Below are 16653 nucleotides of genomic sequence, written 5' to 3' on the forward strand. Positions count from 1 at the left end.
ATCCTCAGAGGGTGCGGAACACCAGCAGCAGCAGGCAGGCAAATACCGGCACCGCGGCTGTCAGGCTATCAATGCGATCGAGGATACCACCGTGCCCCGGAATCAGGTTACCGCTGTCTTTGATACCGGCTTCACGTTTGAACATACTTTCCGTGAGATCGCCCAGCACGGAGGCCAGCGTGGCAATCACGGCGCAGATAATCAGCGTGCCCGGCGCCACCGATAGCGGGGCCAGCAGCGCAAACAGCCAGGCGATAATCGCCGATGACAGCAGTCCGCCAAAGAAGCCTTCCCAGGTTTTGCCCGGCGAGACTTTCGGCGCCAGCTTATGCTTGCCGAACAGACGACCAAACATGTAAGCACCGGAATCCGCGCCCCAGACGAGGAACATCACGAACAGCAGCCACCAGGCGCCGGCGAAATGGTCGGTGTCATAGTGATACTGGCGCAGCGCCATCATGCCCCAGAAGAACGGCACCACGGTCAGCACGCCAAACAGCAGGCGCAGCGGACGCGATGCGCGCCACAGCGCAGCGGAGGCCGGATAAAACAGCACGAGAAACAGCGCGACAATCCACCAGCCCAGCGAGGCCCAGAGCGAGCTCTCCATCTGGAACTGGTGCAGATTACGTTGATAGGGTTGCAGGGTGAACAGCATCACCGCCAGCAGCAGGCCGCATAGCACCGCCAGCCAGATACGCTGCTGACGCGTTGCCATCCCCGCCAGCTGCCCCCACTCCCAGGCGGCAAGCATGCAGATGATGATGGTGGTAATCGCAAAACCGGACAGCGGCAACCAAAACAGAGCAGCGATCACCAGCGGAATCAGAATAAACGCGGTGATCAGACGAGACTTCAGCAAAGGTTACCCCCAGGTTGCTCAGGCGCCGCCTGGTGCAGCGCCGCCATAGCGTCGCTCCCGCAGAGAGAATGCATTCAGTGCACCTTCAAAAACGTGTTCATCAAAATCAGGCCAGAGAACATCGGTAAACCAAAACTCAGCATAGGCGATCTGCCACAGCAGGAAGTTGCTGATCCGATGCTCTCCCCCGGTCCTTATCACTAAATCCACCGGCGCTTGCTCCTGCATACACAGATGCGGAGCCAGACTTTCTTCAGTTATCTGGTCAGGACGTAGCAGTCCTTCCTGAACCTGTTCAGCCAGTTTTTTTACACCCTGGATAATATCCCAACGGCCGCCATAGTTGGCAGCAATGTTGAGGGTGAGTCCATCATTTTGCTGAGTCAGTTCCTCGGCGCGGCGAATGCGTTCCTGAATGCGGTTATTGAAACGGCTGATATCACCAATAATGCGCAGACGCACATTGTGCTTGTGCAGGCTTTTGACTTCGCTGTCGAGCGCCCAGACAAACAATTCCATTAAGGCCGTCACTTCCTGTACCGGTCGGCTCCAGTTTTCACTGCTGAACGCATAGAGCGTGAGCGCTTCCAGCTTGTTGCTGACCGCAAAGCTGACGGCCCGGCGTACTGATTTTACCCCGGCTTTGTGGCCTGAAATACGCAGTTTGCCCTGATTTTTTGCCCAGCGACCATTACCATCCATAATGATGGCCACGTGACGTGGCGTGCAGTACGACCCGTCATCGATTGTATTGTGATTGTTGGACGACATAACGCGTAATAATTCCTTTCATCAGAAATGCTGTGGTTTCTGAATACATTGCGCCTGCGGCAAACGCCGGAAACTTCACCGGATGACATCGAAACAATGTCGGGCCGTAAAACGCGAGCGAGCGACTATACCATTTTCACCCTGAGCGAACAAATAGCGCCACCATCAACCGGCTAAACGAAAGCGCGGCAGCAACGCCGTGGCCCGCACGCGTGCAATCCGATCAATCTCCATCACGTCATCCACGCTGCCCGGCTCCTGACACTGCAGGGTTGCCAGCACTTCACTGTTGATGGCCGCGATATCGGTAAAGCGAATCTGATGCTGCAGAAATGCCGCTACCGCGACTTCATTGGCTGCGTTCAGCGTGGTGGTGGCCGCCTGTCCGGTTGCGCATGCATCGATTGCCAGCTTCAGGCAGGGATAGCGTGCGTAGTCCGGCTCAGCAAACGTCAGCGCCTTCATTCGGGTGAAATCAAGCGGCGTTACGCCTGCGGTAATACGTGCCGGCCAGGCCATGCTGTGGGCGATTGGCGTGCGCATATCGGGTGAACCCAGCTGTGCCAGCACGCTACCGTCGCAGTATCGCACCATGGAGTGAATCACCGACTGCGGATGCAGGATGACCTCCATTTGTGCGTCGGTGGCGTTAAACAGCCAGCGGGCTTCAATGTATTCAAGACCTTTATTCATCATGGTGGCCGAATCAACGGAGATTTTACGCCCCATTGACCAGTTCGGATGCGCACAGGCCTGATCTGGCGACATAGCGGCCAGCTCGGCTAATGGCGTGTCACGAAAAGGACCACCCGATCCCGTAAGGAGAATCGACTCGATGCCATTCTCCCGCAGATCAGCGTACCCCAACTGATGCTGTATGGAAGCGGGCAAACTCTGAAAAATGGCGTTGTGCTCGCTGTCAACCGGCAGCAACTGCGCCTGATGCTGGCGCACCGCCTCCATAAACAAACGGCCGCATGTGACAAGCGATTCTTTATTGGCAAGCAGGACGGTTTTGCCGGCGCGAATGGCGGCCAGCGTCGGTTGTAAACCGGAAGCGCCCACAATGGCGGCCATCACCTGATCGACCTCATCCAGCGCGGCCAGTTCGCAGGCGGCCTGAACGCCGGAGAGCACTTCCGTATCTATGTTGAGTGCTTTCAGTCGTTCACGCAGCGCCGCAGCGGAAGCGTCATCGGACATCGCCGCGTAGCGCGGTTTAAATTGCTGACACTGTTCGGCCATCAGCGCCACATTCTGACCTGCCACCAGCGCAGTCACCTGATAGCGCTCAGGATGCGCCGCCACTACCGCCAGCGTGCTGGTGCCAATTGAGCCGGTCGAACCCAGCAGAGTTAATCGCTTCATGGTGCTGTCCCTGTGAAGTCGTGGTGCGCGCCCGCGCGTACGCCGGGCACAATGTAAAACGCCGCCAGAGTCGTACTACGTCTCTGAACGGCGTTTTGTCAGGCAAATGACGGAATCAGAATTCCATCAGTTCCTTCTCTTTCTCGGCCAGCGCCGCATCAACGTGCTTGATGCGAACGTCGGTCATTTTCTGGATCTCGTCCTGCGAGCGACGTTCGTCGTCTTCGCTGATCTCTTTGTCTTTCAGCAGCGCCTTGATCTTGTCGTTCGCGTCACGGCGCACGTTGCGCACGGAAACACGGCCCTGCTCGGCTTCGCCACGCACAACCTTGATCAGATCTTTACGACGCTCTTCGGTCAGCGCAGGCAGTGGAACACGAATGTCGCTACCGGCTGAGCTTGGGTTGAGGCCGAGGTCAGAAGCCATGATGGCTTTCTCGACTGCCGGACCCATTGAGCGATCGAACACGTTGATTTTCAGCGTGCGTGAATCTTCAACGGTGACGCTGGCCAGCTGACGCAGCGGCGTTGGCGTACCGTAATATTCCACAACGATGCCGTCGAGCAGTGAAGGCGAAGCACGACCGGTGCGCACTTTGCTGATGGTGTTTTTGAATGCTTCCACGCATTTGTCCATGCGCGTTTCAGCATCTTTTTTAATATCGTTAATCACGTTGAAACCCTTGGATTCGGTTTGACCTGGCCACTTCCGGACGCAGCGGAACGGAAACGGTATCGATAAACATCGATCATCCTGAATGCTGCGCGACAGCAGTGCAGCGCGCCAACAGAATATACCTTATTTTATCCTGCGTCGGGTATTAATGCGTAATCAGGGTGCCTTCTTTTTCACCCATCACCACGCGACGCAGCGCGCCAGGCTTGTTCATATTGAAGACGCGGATCGGCAGTTGATGGTCGCGCGCCAGCGTAAAGGCGGCCAGATCCATCACTTTCAGCTCTTTTTCCAGCACTTCACCGTAGGTCAGCTGTTCGTACAGCGTGGCATCCGGATTTTTCACCGGGTCGGCTGAGTAGACGCCGTCGACCTTGGTGGCTTTCAGTACCACGTCCGCTTCGATTTCGATGCCGCGCAGGCAGGCCGCTGAGTCGGTGGTAAAGAACGGGTTGCCGGTACCGGCAGAGAAGATCACCACGCGGTTATTGCGCAGCAGGCTGATGGCTTCTGCCCAGCTGTAGTTATCACACACGCCGTTCAGCGGAATCGCCGACATCAGGCGCGCGTTGACGTACGCACGATGCAGTGCGTCACGCATTGCCAGGCCGTTCATCACGGTCGCCAGCATCCCCATGTGGTCGCCGACCACGCGGTTCATACCTGCCTGCGCCAGACCCGCGCCACGGAACAGGTTACCGCCACCAATTACCACACCCACCTGAATGCCCAGCTCAACCAGCTCTTTCACCTCTTGCGCCATACGGTCAAGCACGCTCGCGTCGATACCAAAACCTTCGGCACCCTGCAGTGCTTCGCCGCTCAGTTTCAGTAAGATACGTTGATATACAGGTTTTGCGTTGGTCGCCATGGTCAATTCTTCCTGGAAGATAAGATGAATGAGAAGTTAAATCTGATCGATCATCCGCTTAGCGCGTGAGAAAAGCTATTGGGATGAGACTGAAAATTGCTGCGCCAAAACGCAGACAAAAAAGAACCGCCTCTCGGCGGTTCCTTCAAACCATTAAGACTGTTTGGACATGGCAGCAACTTCGGCTGCAAAGTCAGATTCGACTTTCTCAATGCCTTCGCCCACTTCGAAGCGGATGAAGTTGATCACGTCAGCGCCTTTCTCTTTCAGCGCCTGGCCAACAGTTTTGCTTGGGTCGATAACGAAAGCCTGACCGGTCAGAGAGACTTCGCCGGTGAATTTCTTCATACGGCCTTCAACCATCTTCTCTGCGATCTCTTTTGGCTTGCCAGACTGCATCGCGATGTCCAGCTGAACCTGGTACTCTTTCTCAACCACGTCAGCAGAAACGTCTTCTGGCTTCACGAACTCTGGCTTGCTGGCAGCAACGTGCATCGCAATCTGCTTGCTCAGCTCTTCATCAGCGCCGGTGGTAGAAACCAGTACGCCGATGCGCGCGCCGTGCAGATAGCCGTTCAGCTCAGCACCTTCGAGGACAGCAACACGACGGATGTTGATGTTCTCACCGATTTTCGCAACCAGTGCCACGCGCTCTTCTTCGAACTGCGCTTTCAGAACTTCCACATCAGTCACTTTACCGGCAGCAGCAGCGTCCAGCACTTTGTCAGCAAAGGCCTGGAAACCGGCATCTTTTGCCACGAAGTCAGTCTGGCAGTTCACTTCCAGAATCACGGCGTAGCCGTCAGCGATTTTGGTTTTGATCACGCCGTCAGCAGCCACGTTGCCTGCTTTCTTAGCAGCTTTGATCGCACCAGACTTGCGCATGTTCTCGATCGCCAGCTCAATGTCGCCGTTCGCTTCGGTCAGCGCTTTTTTGCAGTCCATCATGCCTGCGCCAGTACGCTCGCGCAGTTCTTTTACCAGTGCAGCGGTAATTTCAGCCATTCCAGAATCCTCGATTCGTCTCGCAGTGCTTTCACACTGTCAGAAACTTGTTGCGGAAAATTTACTTGCCCCGCCAGCCCGAACAGGGTGCGTGACTAAGTGAGATAAATAAAGGGGCCTTCACGGCCCCTTAACAGATCACATCTGATGTCTAAGGGCTCTCAGAAAGAGCGAACCTTATTAAGCTTCAGCAGCTTCTTCAGCCTGCTCAGCCAGGTCCTGTGAACGGCCTTCGCGCACGGTAGTGGCAACGGCAGTCAGGTACAGGCTTACAGCACGGATCGCATCGTCGTTACCTGGGATAACGAAATCAACGCCGTCTGGATCAGAGTTAGTATCAACGATAGCAAATACCGGGATACCCAGGTTATTTGCTTCTTTGATTGCGATGTGTTCGTGGTCAGCGTCAACAACGAACAGTGCATCCGGCAGACCGCCCATATCTTTGATACCGCCCAGGCTGTTTTCCAGCTTGGCCAGCTCACGAGCACGCATCAGTGCTTCTTTCTTGGTCAGTTTGTCGAAAGTACCGTCCTGAGACTGAGTTTCCAGATCTTTCAGGCGTTTGATTGACTGACGAACGGTTTTCCAGTTGGTCAGCATACCACCCAGCCAGCGGTGGTTAACGAAGAACTGGTCGCAGCTCAGTGCAGACTCTTTTACCGCTTCGGCAGCAGCGCGCTTGGTACCAACAAACAGGATCTTACCTTTACGGGAAGAGATCTTGTTCAGCTCAGCCAGAGCTTCGTTGAACATTGGTACGGTTTTCTCAAGGTTGATGATGTGAACTTTGTTACGTGCACCGAAAATGAATGGCTTCATTTTTGGGTTCCAGTAACGGGTCTGGTGACCGAAGTGAACACCAGCCTTGAGCATGTCGCGCATGGAAACAGTTGCCATGATTACCTCTAAAAGTTTGTTTGGGGTTGGGCCTCCATGTATCCCATACAACCGACCTCTTACGAGGCACCCCGGCGTACGTGTCGATACATGTGTGTTTTAGTACACATAATGAGATTTATGCGTTTCCTGCCCTCTCATACGAGGTGACAGAGAATCGTCGGCGCGCTTTATACCACAATGCGCAGGAATACGCCAACAGTTGTTAGCATGAGCGGCAGGCTGTAATCCCGATTTGGCAGCCCATTTGCTGACTGCTAACATGACTGCCACAGAACTCATTATTGTCGAAAATTGCGGCGATTGCGGATTATTTAATGGCCATTTCAATCAAAACCCCAGAAGAAATCGAAAAAATGCGCGTGGCGGGCCGTCTGGCTGCCGAAGTGCTGGAGATGATTGCTCCACACGTCGTGCCAGGCGTCACCACCGGCGAGCTTGACCGTCTGTGCCACCAGCACATCACCGAAAAGCAGCAGGCCATTTCAGCCTGTCTCGGCTACCACGGTTTCCCGAAATCAGTGTGTATTTCGGTCAACGAAGTGGTATGTCACGGTATTCCCAGCGACGATCGCGTGCTGAAAGACGGGGATATCGTTAACGTCGACGTCACGGTGATCAAAGATGAGTACCATGGCGATACGTCAAAGATGTTCATCGTCGGCAAACCGACGATTCAGGGCGAGCGCCTGTGCCGGGTTACGCAGGAGAGCCTGTACATTGCGCTGCGTCTGGTGAAGCCGGGCATTCGCCTGCGTGAACTGGGCCGGGCGATTCAGAAATACGTGGAAGCACAGGATTTTTCCGTGGTCCGCGAGTATTGCGGACACGGCATCGGTAAAGGCTTCCATGAAGAGCCGCAGGTGCTGCATTACGATGCCGACGACAGCGGCGTGGTGCTGCAGGCTGGCATGACGTTTACCGTCGAACCGATGGTAAACGCCGGTGATTATCGCATCCGCACCATGAAAGATGGCTGGACGGTGAAAACCAAAGATCGCAGCTTGTCCGCACAGTATGAGCATACTATTGTGGTGACGGAAAACGGCTGTGAGATCCTGACGCTGCGCGCCGACGACACTATTCCAGCGGTGCTGGAAAACAACGCGTAACGCTCGTCATCAGGATAACAGGCCGGCTCAAAACGAACGCCTGTCAGTTTAGGTTCACCCATCCCTGCACCTCCCGTAGCGGCGCCATCAGTTGCGCGTTAACCCGCGCCGCTACTGCGGTGATGTCACGGACGGTGGCTAACTGAACGGCATCACGGCGTTAAGCCCGCTTTTTATGGCGCAGAAGAGGCATGTTGATGAGTGGTAGCGTGACCGAAGCAGTACACAAAGGCCTGACCGATTCCCCCGCCAGCTGGCCAGACGACGCGCTGACGCGCGACAAACTCAAACAGTATCTTGAACAGTTCCAGCAGCATCTGGGCAGCGCTTTTGACGCCGGCAGCGATATTGAATCGCTGATTGATGCGCGCACGCTGTTTATCGATCGCCTGCTGCGCCGGCTGTGGCGGCTGTTTGGCTTTGACCAGATGAAAGAGATCGCGCTGGTGGCGGTGGGCGGCTATGGCCGCGGCGAGCTGCATCCGCTGTCGGACATCGACGTGCTGATCCTGAGCCGTCAGCCACTGGACGAAGCTGCCGCGCAGCGCACCTCAGAACTGCTGACGCTGATGTGGGATCTCAAGCTGGAGGTCGGCCACAGCGTACGTACGCTGGAAGAGTGTCTGCTGGAGGGCTTGTCGGATCTCACCGTCGCCACCAACCTGATTGAGTCTCGCATGCTGACCGGCGACGTGGCGCTGTTTCTCGAACTGCAAAAGAATATCTTCAGCGACGGTTTCTGGCCGTCGTCATGCTTCTTCGCCGCCAAAATTGAGGAGCAGCTGGAACGCCATCAGCGTTATCACGGCACCAGCTACAACCTCGAACCGGATATCAAAAGTAGCCCGGGCGGGCTGCGCGACATTCATACTCTGCAGTGGGTCGCGCGCCGCCACTTTGGCGCCACCACCATGGATGAGATGGTCGGTTTTGGCTTTCTCACTGAAGCAGAGCGCAATGAGATCAATGAGTGCCAGGAATTTCTCTGGCGCATCCGTTTCGCGCTGCACCTGACGCTGCCGCGCTACGATAACCGCTTACTGTTCGATCGCCAGCTCAACGTGGCACAGCGCCTCAACTATGGCGGCGAAGGCAATGAGCCGGTTGAGCGCATGATGAAGGATTTCTATCGCGTCACGCGCCGTATCGGCGAGCTGAACCAGATGCTGCTGCAGCTGTTTGACGAAGCCATTCTGGCGCTGTCGACCACCGAGAAGCCGCGCAGCATCGATGAGGATTTTCAGCTGCGCGGTAATCTGATCGACCTGCGCGATCCCACGCTGTTTGAGCGCGAGCCGCAGGCGATTCTGCGCATGTTTTACGTGATGGTGCGTAACGAAACCATCACCGGCATCTATTCCACCACGCTGCGCCAGCTGCGCTACGCCCGCCGTCATCTGCAACAGCCGCTGTGTCAGATCCCCGAAGCGCGCCGCACCTTTATGGCGATTCTGCGCCATCCAGGCGCGGTAAAGCGCGCGCTGCTGCCGATGCATCGCCACAGCGTACTGTGGGCCTATACGCCGCTGTGGGGCAACATTGTCGGCCAGATGCAGTTCGACCTGTTTCACGCCTACACCGTGGATGAGCACACCATCCGCGTGTTGCAGAAGCTGGAAAGTTTTGCCGACGAAGCCACGCGCCCGATGCACCCGCTGTGCGTCGAGCTGTGGCCGCGTCTGCCGCAGCCGGAGCTGCTGCTGATGGCCGCGCTGCTGCACGATATCGCCAAAGGGCGCGGTGGTGACCACTCGATTCTCGGCGCGCAGGATGCGCTGGACTTTGCTGAGCTGCATGGCCTCAATTCGCGCGAAATGCAGCTGGTGGCGTGGCTGGTGCGTCATCACCTGCTGATGTCGGTGACTGCTCAGCGTCGCGACATTCAGGATCCCACGGTGATTCAGCAGTTTGCTGAAGTGATGCAAAATGAAAACCGGCTGCGCTATCTGGCCTGCCTGACAGTTGCCGACATCTGCGCTACCAATGAAAGCCTGTGGAACAGCTGGAAACAGAGCCTGCTACGTGAACTGTTCTTCGCCACCGAAAAACAGCTGCGCCGCGGTATGGAGAACAGCCCGGATCTGCGCGAGCGCGTGCGTCATCACCGGCTGCAGGCGCTGGCGCTGCTGCGCATGGAAAATCTCAACGAAGAGCGCCTGCACCATATCTGGAGCCGCTGCCGTGCCGACTACTTCCTGCGCCATACGCCCAACCAGCTGGCGTGGCACGCGCGGCATCTGATCAATCATGACCTTAGCAAACCGCTGGTGCTGGTAAGCCCGCAGGCTACGCGCGGCGGCACCGAGATCTTCATCTGGAGCCCGGATCGCCCTTACCTGTTTGCCGCCGTAGCCGGAGAGCTCGACCGCCGTAATCTGAGCGTGCACGATGCGCAGATCTTTACCAGCCGCGACGGTATGGCCATGGACACCTTTATTGTGCTGGAGCCGGACGGCAGTCCGCTGGCAGCAGATCGCCATCCGCTGATTATCCAGGCGCTGGAGCAGGCGATCACGCAAACGCAGTGGGTGCCACCGCGTACGCGCCGGCCGTCGTCACGTCTGAAACACTTCAGCGTCGATACCGAAGTCAACTTTTTGCCCACCCATACCGACCGCCGCAGCTATCTGGAGCTGGTGGCGCTGGACCAGCCAGGTTTGCTGGCGCGCGTGGGCGAAGTGTTTGCTGACCTCGGCGTTTCGCTGCACGGCGCCCGCATCAGTACCATCGGCGAACGGGTGGAGGATTTGTTCATCCTTGCCAACAGCGAACGACGTGCGCTGGATGCCGAAATGCGCTCCGTGCTGCAACAACGGTTGACAGAGGTACTTAATCCAAACGATAAAATGTGACCCGGCTTCCATTCTTCACGTTGCCGATGCATTGGCCTGGTGACCCGGCCCATCCGTGGATCTCGCTCCGATAGGCGCGCCACCGTTCTGCAGCATGAAGGATGTTTGCCTGATAATTTTACTCTGCACGCCAGCTGGCGTGCATCCGCAATGACAGACTCAGGAATTAAATATGCAACAGTTACAGAGCGTTATCGAATCTGCCTTTGAACGCCGCGCCGACATTACGCCGACCAGCGTGGACAGCGCCACCCGTGAAGCGATCAACCAGGTGATTGGCCTGCTGGACAGCGGTGAACTGCGCGTGTCAGAAAAGATCAACGGCGAATGGGTAACGCATCAGTGGCTGAAAAAAGCGGTACTGCTGTCGTTCCGTATCAACGACAACCAGGTGATCGACGGGGCAGAGACCCGCTTCTACGACAAAGTGCCGATGAAATTTGCCGGCTGGGATGAAGCGCGCTTTAAAAGCGCCGGCTTCCGCGTCGTGCCACCGGCCGCAGTGCGTCAGGGTGCATTCATCGCGCGCAACACCGTGCTGATGCCGTCCTATGTCAACATCGGTGCGTATGTCGATGAAGGCACCATGGTTGACACCTGGGCCACCGTCGGCTCCTGTGCGCAGATTGGTAAAAACGTGCACCTGTCCGGCGGCGTCGGCATCGGCGGCGTACTGGAACCGCTGCAGGCCAATCCAACCATCATCGAAGATAACTGCTTTATCGGTGCCCGTTCCGAGATCGTTGAAGGCGTGATCGTCGAAGAAGGTTCGGTGATCTCTATGGGCGTTTACATCGGCCAGAGCACCAAAATTTATGACCGCGAAACCGGTGAAGTGCACTACGGCCGCGTACCGGCGGGTTCGGTGGTGGTTTCCGGTAACCTGCCGTCTAAAGACGGTAGCTACAGCCTGTACTGTGCGGTGATCGTGAAGAAAGTCGACGCGAAAACGCTGGCAAAAACCGGCATCAACGAACTGCTGCGTACCATCGATTAAGTTTTTTCTTCCCGCGTATTTTTATACCCACGGGCCTGTATTCAGGCCCGTCATTTTTTCTTTACACTCCTGCCGCTATTACCTGTTTCGCGCCGCGAATTAACAGGTGCGTTTGTTTTTCAAACAGGTCATAATCCGCGCCAGTTAACTCCGGTCGCGCACTGTTCATCCCGGTTTTTGTGTCTACAGTTGATTAAGTATGCCGTAAGCGTTCGGTTCGTTGCGCTTATTACGCAGCCGAATGATGATGATAATCCTGCGCGCTCACTCACTCTCAGATGGAATATAAACGCTATGTACGACAACCTGAAAAGCTTAGGTATCAGCAATCCTGAAGACATTGACCGCTACAGCCTGCGTCAGGAAGCCAACAACGACATCCTGAAAATCTACTTCCGCAAAGACAAGGGCGAGTTCTTCGCCAAAAGCGTGAAGTTTAAATACCCGCGTCAGCGCAAAACCGTGGTGGCCGATCACACCACCCAGGGTTATAAAGAGATTCAGGAAATCAGCCCTAACCTGCGTTACGTGATCGACGAACTGGATCAGATCTGCCAGCGCGATCAGGTAGAGGTGGATCTGAAGCGCAAAATCCTCGCCGATCTGCGCCATCTGGAGAACGTGGTGTCGAACAAAATCGCGGAAATCGAATCCGATCTCGATCAGCTGACCCGCAACGGTCGCTAATTCCCGCCGCTTCTCAGGCCAGCCGCTGCTGGCCTTTTTTATGCCTGCTCATCAAGCTGCAGCGCCACATACAGCAGCAGCCGATCGTCAAAGTTCGCCAGATTAAGGCCGGTCAGTTCCGAGATGCGGTTCAGGCGGTACTCCAGCGTATTGCGATGAATAAACAGCGCGCGCGCTGTGGCGCTCGGCTGCACGTTATGACTGAACCACGCAACCAGCGTGCGCCGCAGCAAACCGTTATTGTCCATGCTCTTCAGCTTAGCCAGCGGACGTGCCAGCTCGCTGGCCTGCCAGCCGCCGCGCAGGCTATCCAGCAGCACCGGCAGCACCAGATCCTGATAGAAGAAGCTCCGCTGCTGCGGCATGCGCTGTTTGCCCACCATCATGGTGGTGCGGGCGGTGCGGTAAGAGCGCGCAATGCTGCCGGGCCCGGTAAAGAAATTGCCGAGCGCGATGCGCATCCGCACCTGACCGCTCTCTTTCATGCGCTGCAGCAGTTGATCGACGCGGCGGCGATGATCGTCCTGATCGTAACGGCCATGGGCATTCAGCGCTGGCTTCAGCACCACCATTTCGGTGAGCGAAACAATGGCGATCAGGTTGTCGCGATCGGGCGTGGTCAGCAGCGTCTGTAATTGCTGCAGTTCCGACATCGCGCTGTCGACCCCCAGCTGTCCGCTGTCCACTTCCACCACCGCCACCACGCGCGGCTGATTGAGATCGATGCCCAGTCGCTGCGCCCATTCGTTCAGCGCTGGCGACAGCGTATCGCTGCGGATCAGGTTCAGCACCAGCTCCTCACGCAGGCGGCTGTCCTGCGCCAGCATATGCAGCAGGCGCGCCTGTTCCAGCATCATCTCTGCCGTCATGCACACCAGCTCGCCGTAATGGCGTAACGTGCTGGGCTGGCCGGTGAGGCCAATCACGCCGACGATGTCGCCGTCAATGCGCAGCGGTAAATTGATGCCCGGCCGCACGCCGTGCAGGTGTTTAGCCACCGCTTCGTCAATATCAACCACCCTGCCCTGTGACAGCACCAGCAGCGCGCCCTCGTGCAATTCGCCAATACGCTCGCGATCGCCACTGCCAATAATGCGGCCGCGCGCATCCATCACATTGACATTGCTGTCGATAATTTTCATGGTGCGGGCAACGATATCCTGAGCCAGTCGCGCATCAAGATGATAGGTGGCCATCAAACACTCCAGAATTCGGGACGAACCGACAGAATACGCATCCCGATTCCCCCTGGCATTGTGCAACTGCACATAGCCGCAGGGCGATTACCGGAATTGCGGCAGCGGTCACACTGGGAAGGCACAGATGACTGGGGGCGCAGCAGCATACAGGCAATAAAAAGGCGAGCCGAAGCTCGCCTGAGAGACCAATAAAAGGATTACTGCATCAGCAGATAGAGGCTGCTGTCGCCGCGCTTGACGTTGAGCGCCAGCACCGACGGTTTGGTGTCGAGGATTTTACGCAGCTCGCCAAGGTTGCTTACCGCCTGCTGGTTCACACCGAGGATCACATCGCCTTTCTTCAGGCCGATACGTGCCGCTGCGCTGCCGGCTTTCACGCTGTCAACGCGCACGCCCTTCTGGCCGTTGCTGTCGACGTTGCTGAGATCGGCGCCTTCAATGCCGGTGTAAATCGTCGCGGACTGCACTTTATCCTGTGAGCTCTGCTGCAGCTCAACCGTCACGTTGAGCGGTTTGCCGTCGCGCAGCAGGCCCAGCTGCAGTTTGGTGCCGACCGGCAGCGAGCCGACTTCCGCACGCAGCGCCGCAAAGCTGGTCAGCGCTTTACCGTTCATAGAGACCACCACATCGCCCGCTTTCACGCCGGCTTTCGCCGCCGCGGAGTTTGGCAGCACCTGGCTGACAAAGGCGCCGCGCTGCGCATCCACTTTCATCGCTTTAGCCAGCTCGGAGTTGAGCTCGGTGCCCATAATGCCCAGCTCGCCGCGTTTCACCTGGCCATACTCCACCATCTGCGCGGTCAGGTTTTTCACCATGGAACTCGGGATGGCAAAGCCGATACCGATGTTGCCACCGTCCGGTGCGAGGATCGCGGTGTTAATACCGATCAGCTCGCCGTTCAGGTTAACCAGCGCACCGCCGGAGTTGCCGCGGTTGATGGCGGCATCGGTCTGGATAAAGTTTTCGTAATTTTCGACGTTAAGGCCGCTGCGCCCCAGCGCCGAGACGATGCCGGACGTGACCGTTTCGCCCAGGCCGTACGGGTTACCGATGGCCACGGTGTAATCACCGACGCGCAGATTGTCGGAGTCTGCGATCTTAATTGCCGTCAGGTTTTTCGCATCCTGCAGCTGAATCAGCGCGATGTCAGACTGCGGATCTTTGCCGATGACCTTAGCATCGTAGCGACGGCCATCGCTCAGTTGTACCTGAATTTTGGTGGCGTTATCCACCACGTGGTTGTTGGTAACCACATAGCCTTTGTCGGCGTTGATGATTACGCCGGAACCGAGCGCGCGGAACTGCTGCTTCTGCGCGTTGGCGCCATCGTCGCTACCGTCACCGCCGCCGCCCTGGCACATGGGTGAACCCTGGAACGGCGATCCGTCCTGACAGAACGGGGAATTATCGCCAAAGAATTGCTGGAACTGCTGCGGCATGCGCGGGGTTTTCACCGTGGTGCTGCCTTCCACGCTGATACTGACCACGGAAGGCATCACTTTTTCCAGCATGGGTGCCAGGCTGGGCAGTTGCTGACTGGAGGAAGACGCTGTCTCCGCCGCGAAAACACTGACAGGGCTTAACGCCATGCCCAGACTAAGCGCCAGCGCACTTAACATTAATGTGCTTTTTTTCATTCGTCTGTGTCTCTCTGAAATTAACGTGCAGACCATTGCTGTGGTCGTGATGATGAGATTAAGTTTTTAGCGCGAAGTTCCTGATAAAGTATTGGGCAAAGGTAAAAATTTATTCTTCGTCTTTACAAAACTGCGCTTATTCCACCGCCATCAACCGACGATACTCATCCCAGGCGTAATTGTCCGTCATCCCGCTGATATAGTCCTGAATCAGCCGCGAGCGATAATAACGTTCCCATAACAATCGCTGATATTTATGCTGCACCACCAGGTTACGCATCTGTTGCTGATAAGCTTTACGATGTTTACCGGAAAGTTTATGAAACAGTCGGGTTTCGATCGGATGTTTCGCGAGAAAATCCTCATTCATTAACGTGGTAAACTGTTCATAATCGAGCTGCATCAGCGATTGATAAATTTCCAGTAATCCTTTAATGACCCGATAACCCTGTAATTCCAGCTGCTCAACTTCAGGGTGATTAAACACCTGCTGGCGCGCCACAGTTTTAAATAATTTTAACAGACGCCCTTCATCACCGTCATCTTCCAGCAGCGCATGGTTAAAGCTGCCGGCAAAAATGGCAGGTAAATTATCAACAAAGCGGCGCACCGCATGGCTGACCAGCACGCTCTGGACGTTGACCCGCAGCGACATGAAAAATTGATCGCTAATACTGCGGCGCTTTTTCTGATTGGCCTCTTTCCACGCTTCATTAATGGTGCGGCTGAACGCGTCGCCGGGTTTCACCGGACCCCAGGCGTTGAGCAAAGAATGATAGAGCGTATCGACGGTGAAGATGTCTTTTTCTACGGCGTCATCAAGGTCGGCAATACAATAGGAGATATCGTCAGCCGCTTCCATTATCCAGGTCAGCGGATAACGATGGTGCTCAGGTATATCCGTTGCCGCGCGAAGATCGGCCACATATTCACGTTCGGATAAATAGAAACCCGGCTTTTTCATTAATACGCTGAACTCCGCCGGCTTATCGCCCTGCCACCACGCCGGCGCGGTGTATTTTAAAATACACGCTACCTGCGCATAGCTAAGATTTAGCTGCAGCAGGGTATGCACCAGCCGAATGGCCTGCGCATTCCCTTCGAAATGGCACAAATCCTGACGAATCATTGCATTTAACCGGTCGAAATCGGCACGCTGCGCGTCATCCGCCACGCCCGCCACCAGCGGATCCACCAGTTCGGCCGGCAGGTTGTCATCAAACCAGTCATTGATCGCCGCTTCACCAAAATGGCCAAACGGCGGGTTGCCGACGTCGTGCAGCAGGCAGGCCATCTCCACCAGGCTCTCGACCGCGCCCTCAAAGCCATCGAGGCCGTAAGCCGCCAGCCCGCCGCCCTGGGTTTTCAGCGTATGCAGAATCTCTTTGGTGATGTAACGCCCGGTTTGCTGCACCTCAAGCGAATGGGTCAGGCGCGAGCGCACGGCCGCATTCCGCTCCAGCGGAAACACCTGGGTTTTTTGTTGCAGACGGCGAATCGCGGCAGAATTAATAATGCGTCCACGATCGCTTTCAAAGTGGCGGGTAATAAAGTATTCGCCTTCGGGATCTTTGCGACTGGTATAAGGGCGGGTGAAACTGATCTTCTTCCTGAAATTGATCGTCGCCATTGTTACCCCTTATTTTTTCCTGAATTGATCCCCATTGAGCCATGTTAGACTATGCCTCACTTTAGCCTTATACATCCATAACTACA

The 16653-nt window shown here is 56.2% G+C and carries 14 protein-coding genes; 4 read left to right on the plus strand and 10 right to left on the minus strand.

Annotated features, from left to right (window positions below; genetic code table 11):
• Positions 1 to 4 precede the first annotated feature (4 nt).
• The 7 genes from cdsA to rpsB form a co-directional block, all read right to left on the minus strand.
• Positions 5 to 862, minus strand: a complete 858-nt coding sequence (cdsA, locus tag AC6I79_RS15305) for a phosphatidate cytidylyltransferase (RefSeq protein WP_010616187.1) — start codon at positions 860 to 862, stop codon at positions 5 to 7.
• An 18-nt stretch (positions 863 to 880) separates the two neighbouring features.
• Positions 881 to 1633, minus strand: coding sequence for a (2E,6E)-farnesyl-diphosphate-specific ditrans,polycis-undecaprenyl-diphosphate synthase (gene ispU, locus AC6I79_RS15310; protein ID WP_021507486.1), 753 nt, complete (start codon positions 1631 to 1633; stop codon positions 881 to 883).
• Positions 1634 to 1798: 165 nt separating this feature from the next.
• Positions 1799 to 3001: a 1-deoxy-D-xylulose-5-phosphate reductoisomerase gene (gene ispC, locus AC6I79_RS15315; protein WP_058774798.1), complete on the minus strand. Its 1203-nt coding sequence runs from the start codon at positions 2999 to 3001 to the stop codon at positions 1799 to 1801.
• A 115-nt stretch (positions 3002 to 3116) separates the two neighbouring features.
• On the minus strand, positions 3117 to 3674 hold the full coding sequence (gene frr, locus AC6I79_RS15320; RefSeq protein ID WP_021507488.1) for a ribosome recycling factor: 558 nt from the start codon (positions 3672 to 3674) through the stop codon (positions 3117 to 3119).
• Positions 3675 to 3822: 148 nt separating this feature from the next.
• A complete protein-coding gene (pyrH, locus tag AC6I79_RS15325; protein WP_010616191.1) occupies positions 3823 to 4548 on the minus strand; it encodes a UMP kinase in 726 nt (241 codons plus the stop codon).
• Between the two features lie 153 nt (positions 4549 to 4701).
• Positions 4702 to 5553 (minus strand): translation elongation factor Ts, encoded by an 852-nt coding sequence (tsf, locus tag AC6I79_RS15330; protein WP_058780470.1) that lies wholly within the window; start codon positions 5551 to 5553, stop codon positions 4702 to 4704.
• Between the two features lie 180 nt (positions 5554 to 5733).
• Positions 5734 to 6453 (minus strand): 30S ribosomal protein S2, encoded by a 720-nt coding sequence (gene rpsB, locus AC6I79_RS15335; RefSeq protein WP_031279692.1) that lies wholly within the window; start codon positions 6451 to 6453, stop codon positions 5734 to 5736.
• Positions 6454 to 6770: 317 nt separating this feature from the next.
• Here rpsB and map point away from each other — a divergent pair, with 317 nt between their 5' ends.
• The 4 genes from map (at position 6771) to AC6I79_RS15355 (ending at position 12101) form a co-directional block, all read left to right on the plus strand.
• Entirely contained in the window at positions 6771 to 7565 is a 795-nt protein-coding gene (map, locus tag AC6I79_RS15340) for a type I methionyl aminopeptidase (RefSeq protein ID WP_021507491.1), read from the plus strand.
• A gap of 197 nt (positions 7566 to 7762) precedes the next feature.
• Positions 7763 to 10417 carry a bifunctional uridylyltransferase/uridylyl-removing protein GlnD gene (glnD, locus tag AC6I79_RS15345; protein WP_498027363.1) on the plus strand — a complete coding sequence of 885 codons (2655 nt, stop codon included), beginning with the start codon at positions 7763 to 7765 and terminating at the stop codon, positions 10415 to 10417.
• A 172-nt stretch (positions 10418 to 10589) separates the two neighbouring features.
• Positions 10590 to 11414 carry a 2,3,4,5-tetrahydropyridine-2,6-dicarboxylate N-succinyltransferase gene (gene dapD / locus AC6I79_RS15350; protein ID WP_021507493.1) on the plus strand — a complete coding sequence of 275 codons (825 nt, stop codon included), beginning with the start codon at positions 10590 to 10592 and terminating at the stop codon, positions 11412 to 11414.
• 294 nt (positions 11415 to 11708) lie between these two features.
• Positions 11709 to 12101, plus strand: a complete 393-nt coding sequence (locus AC6I79_RS15355; protein WP_010616197.1) for a DUF3461 family protein — start codon at positions 11709 to 11711, stop codon at positions 12099 to 12101.
• Between the two features lie 38 nt (positions 12102 to 12139).
• Here AC6I79_RS15355 and AC6I79_RS15360 read toward each other — a convergent pair whose 3' ends face one another.
• The 3 genes from AC6I79_RS15360 to dgt all read right to left on the minus strand — a co-directional run bounded on the left by AC6I79_RS15360 (position 12140) and on the right by dgt (position 16567).
• Positions 12140 to 13297, minus strand: coding sequence for a CdaR family transcriptional regulator (locus AC6I79_RS15360; protein ID WP_021507495.1), 1158 nt, complete (start codon positions 13295 to 13297; stop codon positions 12140 to 12142).
• 200 nt (positions 13298 to 13497) lie between these two features.
• Positions 13498 to 14937, minus strand: a complete 1440-nt coding sequence (degP, locus tag AC6I79_RS15365; protein ID WP_058759526.1) for a serine endoprotease DegP — start codon at positions 14935 to 14937, stop codon at positions 13498 to 13500.
• Between the two features lie 136 nt (positions 14938 to 15073).
• Entirely contained in the window at positions 15074 to 16567 is a 1494-nt protein-coding gene (gene dgt / locus AC6I79_RS15370) for a dGTPase (protein ID WP_058770587.1), read from the minus strand.
• Positions 16568 to 16653: the final 86 nt, after the last annotated feature.

The sequence above is a fragment of the gamma proteobacterium symbiont of Scutellera amethystina genome, assembly GCF_059730845.1.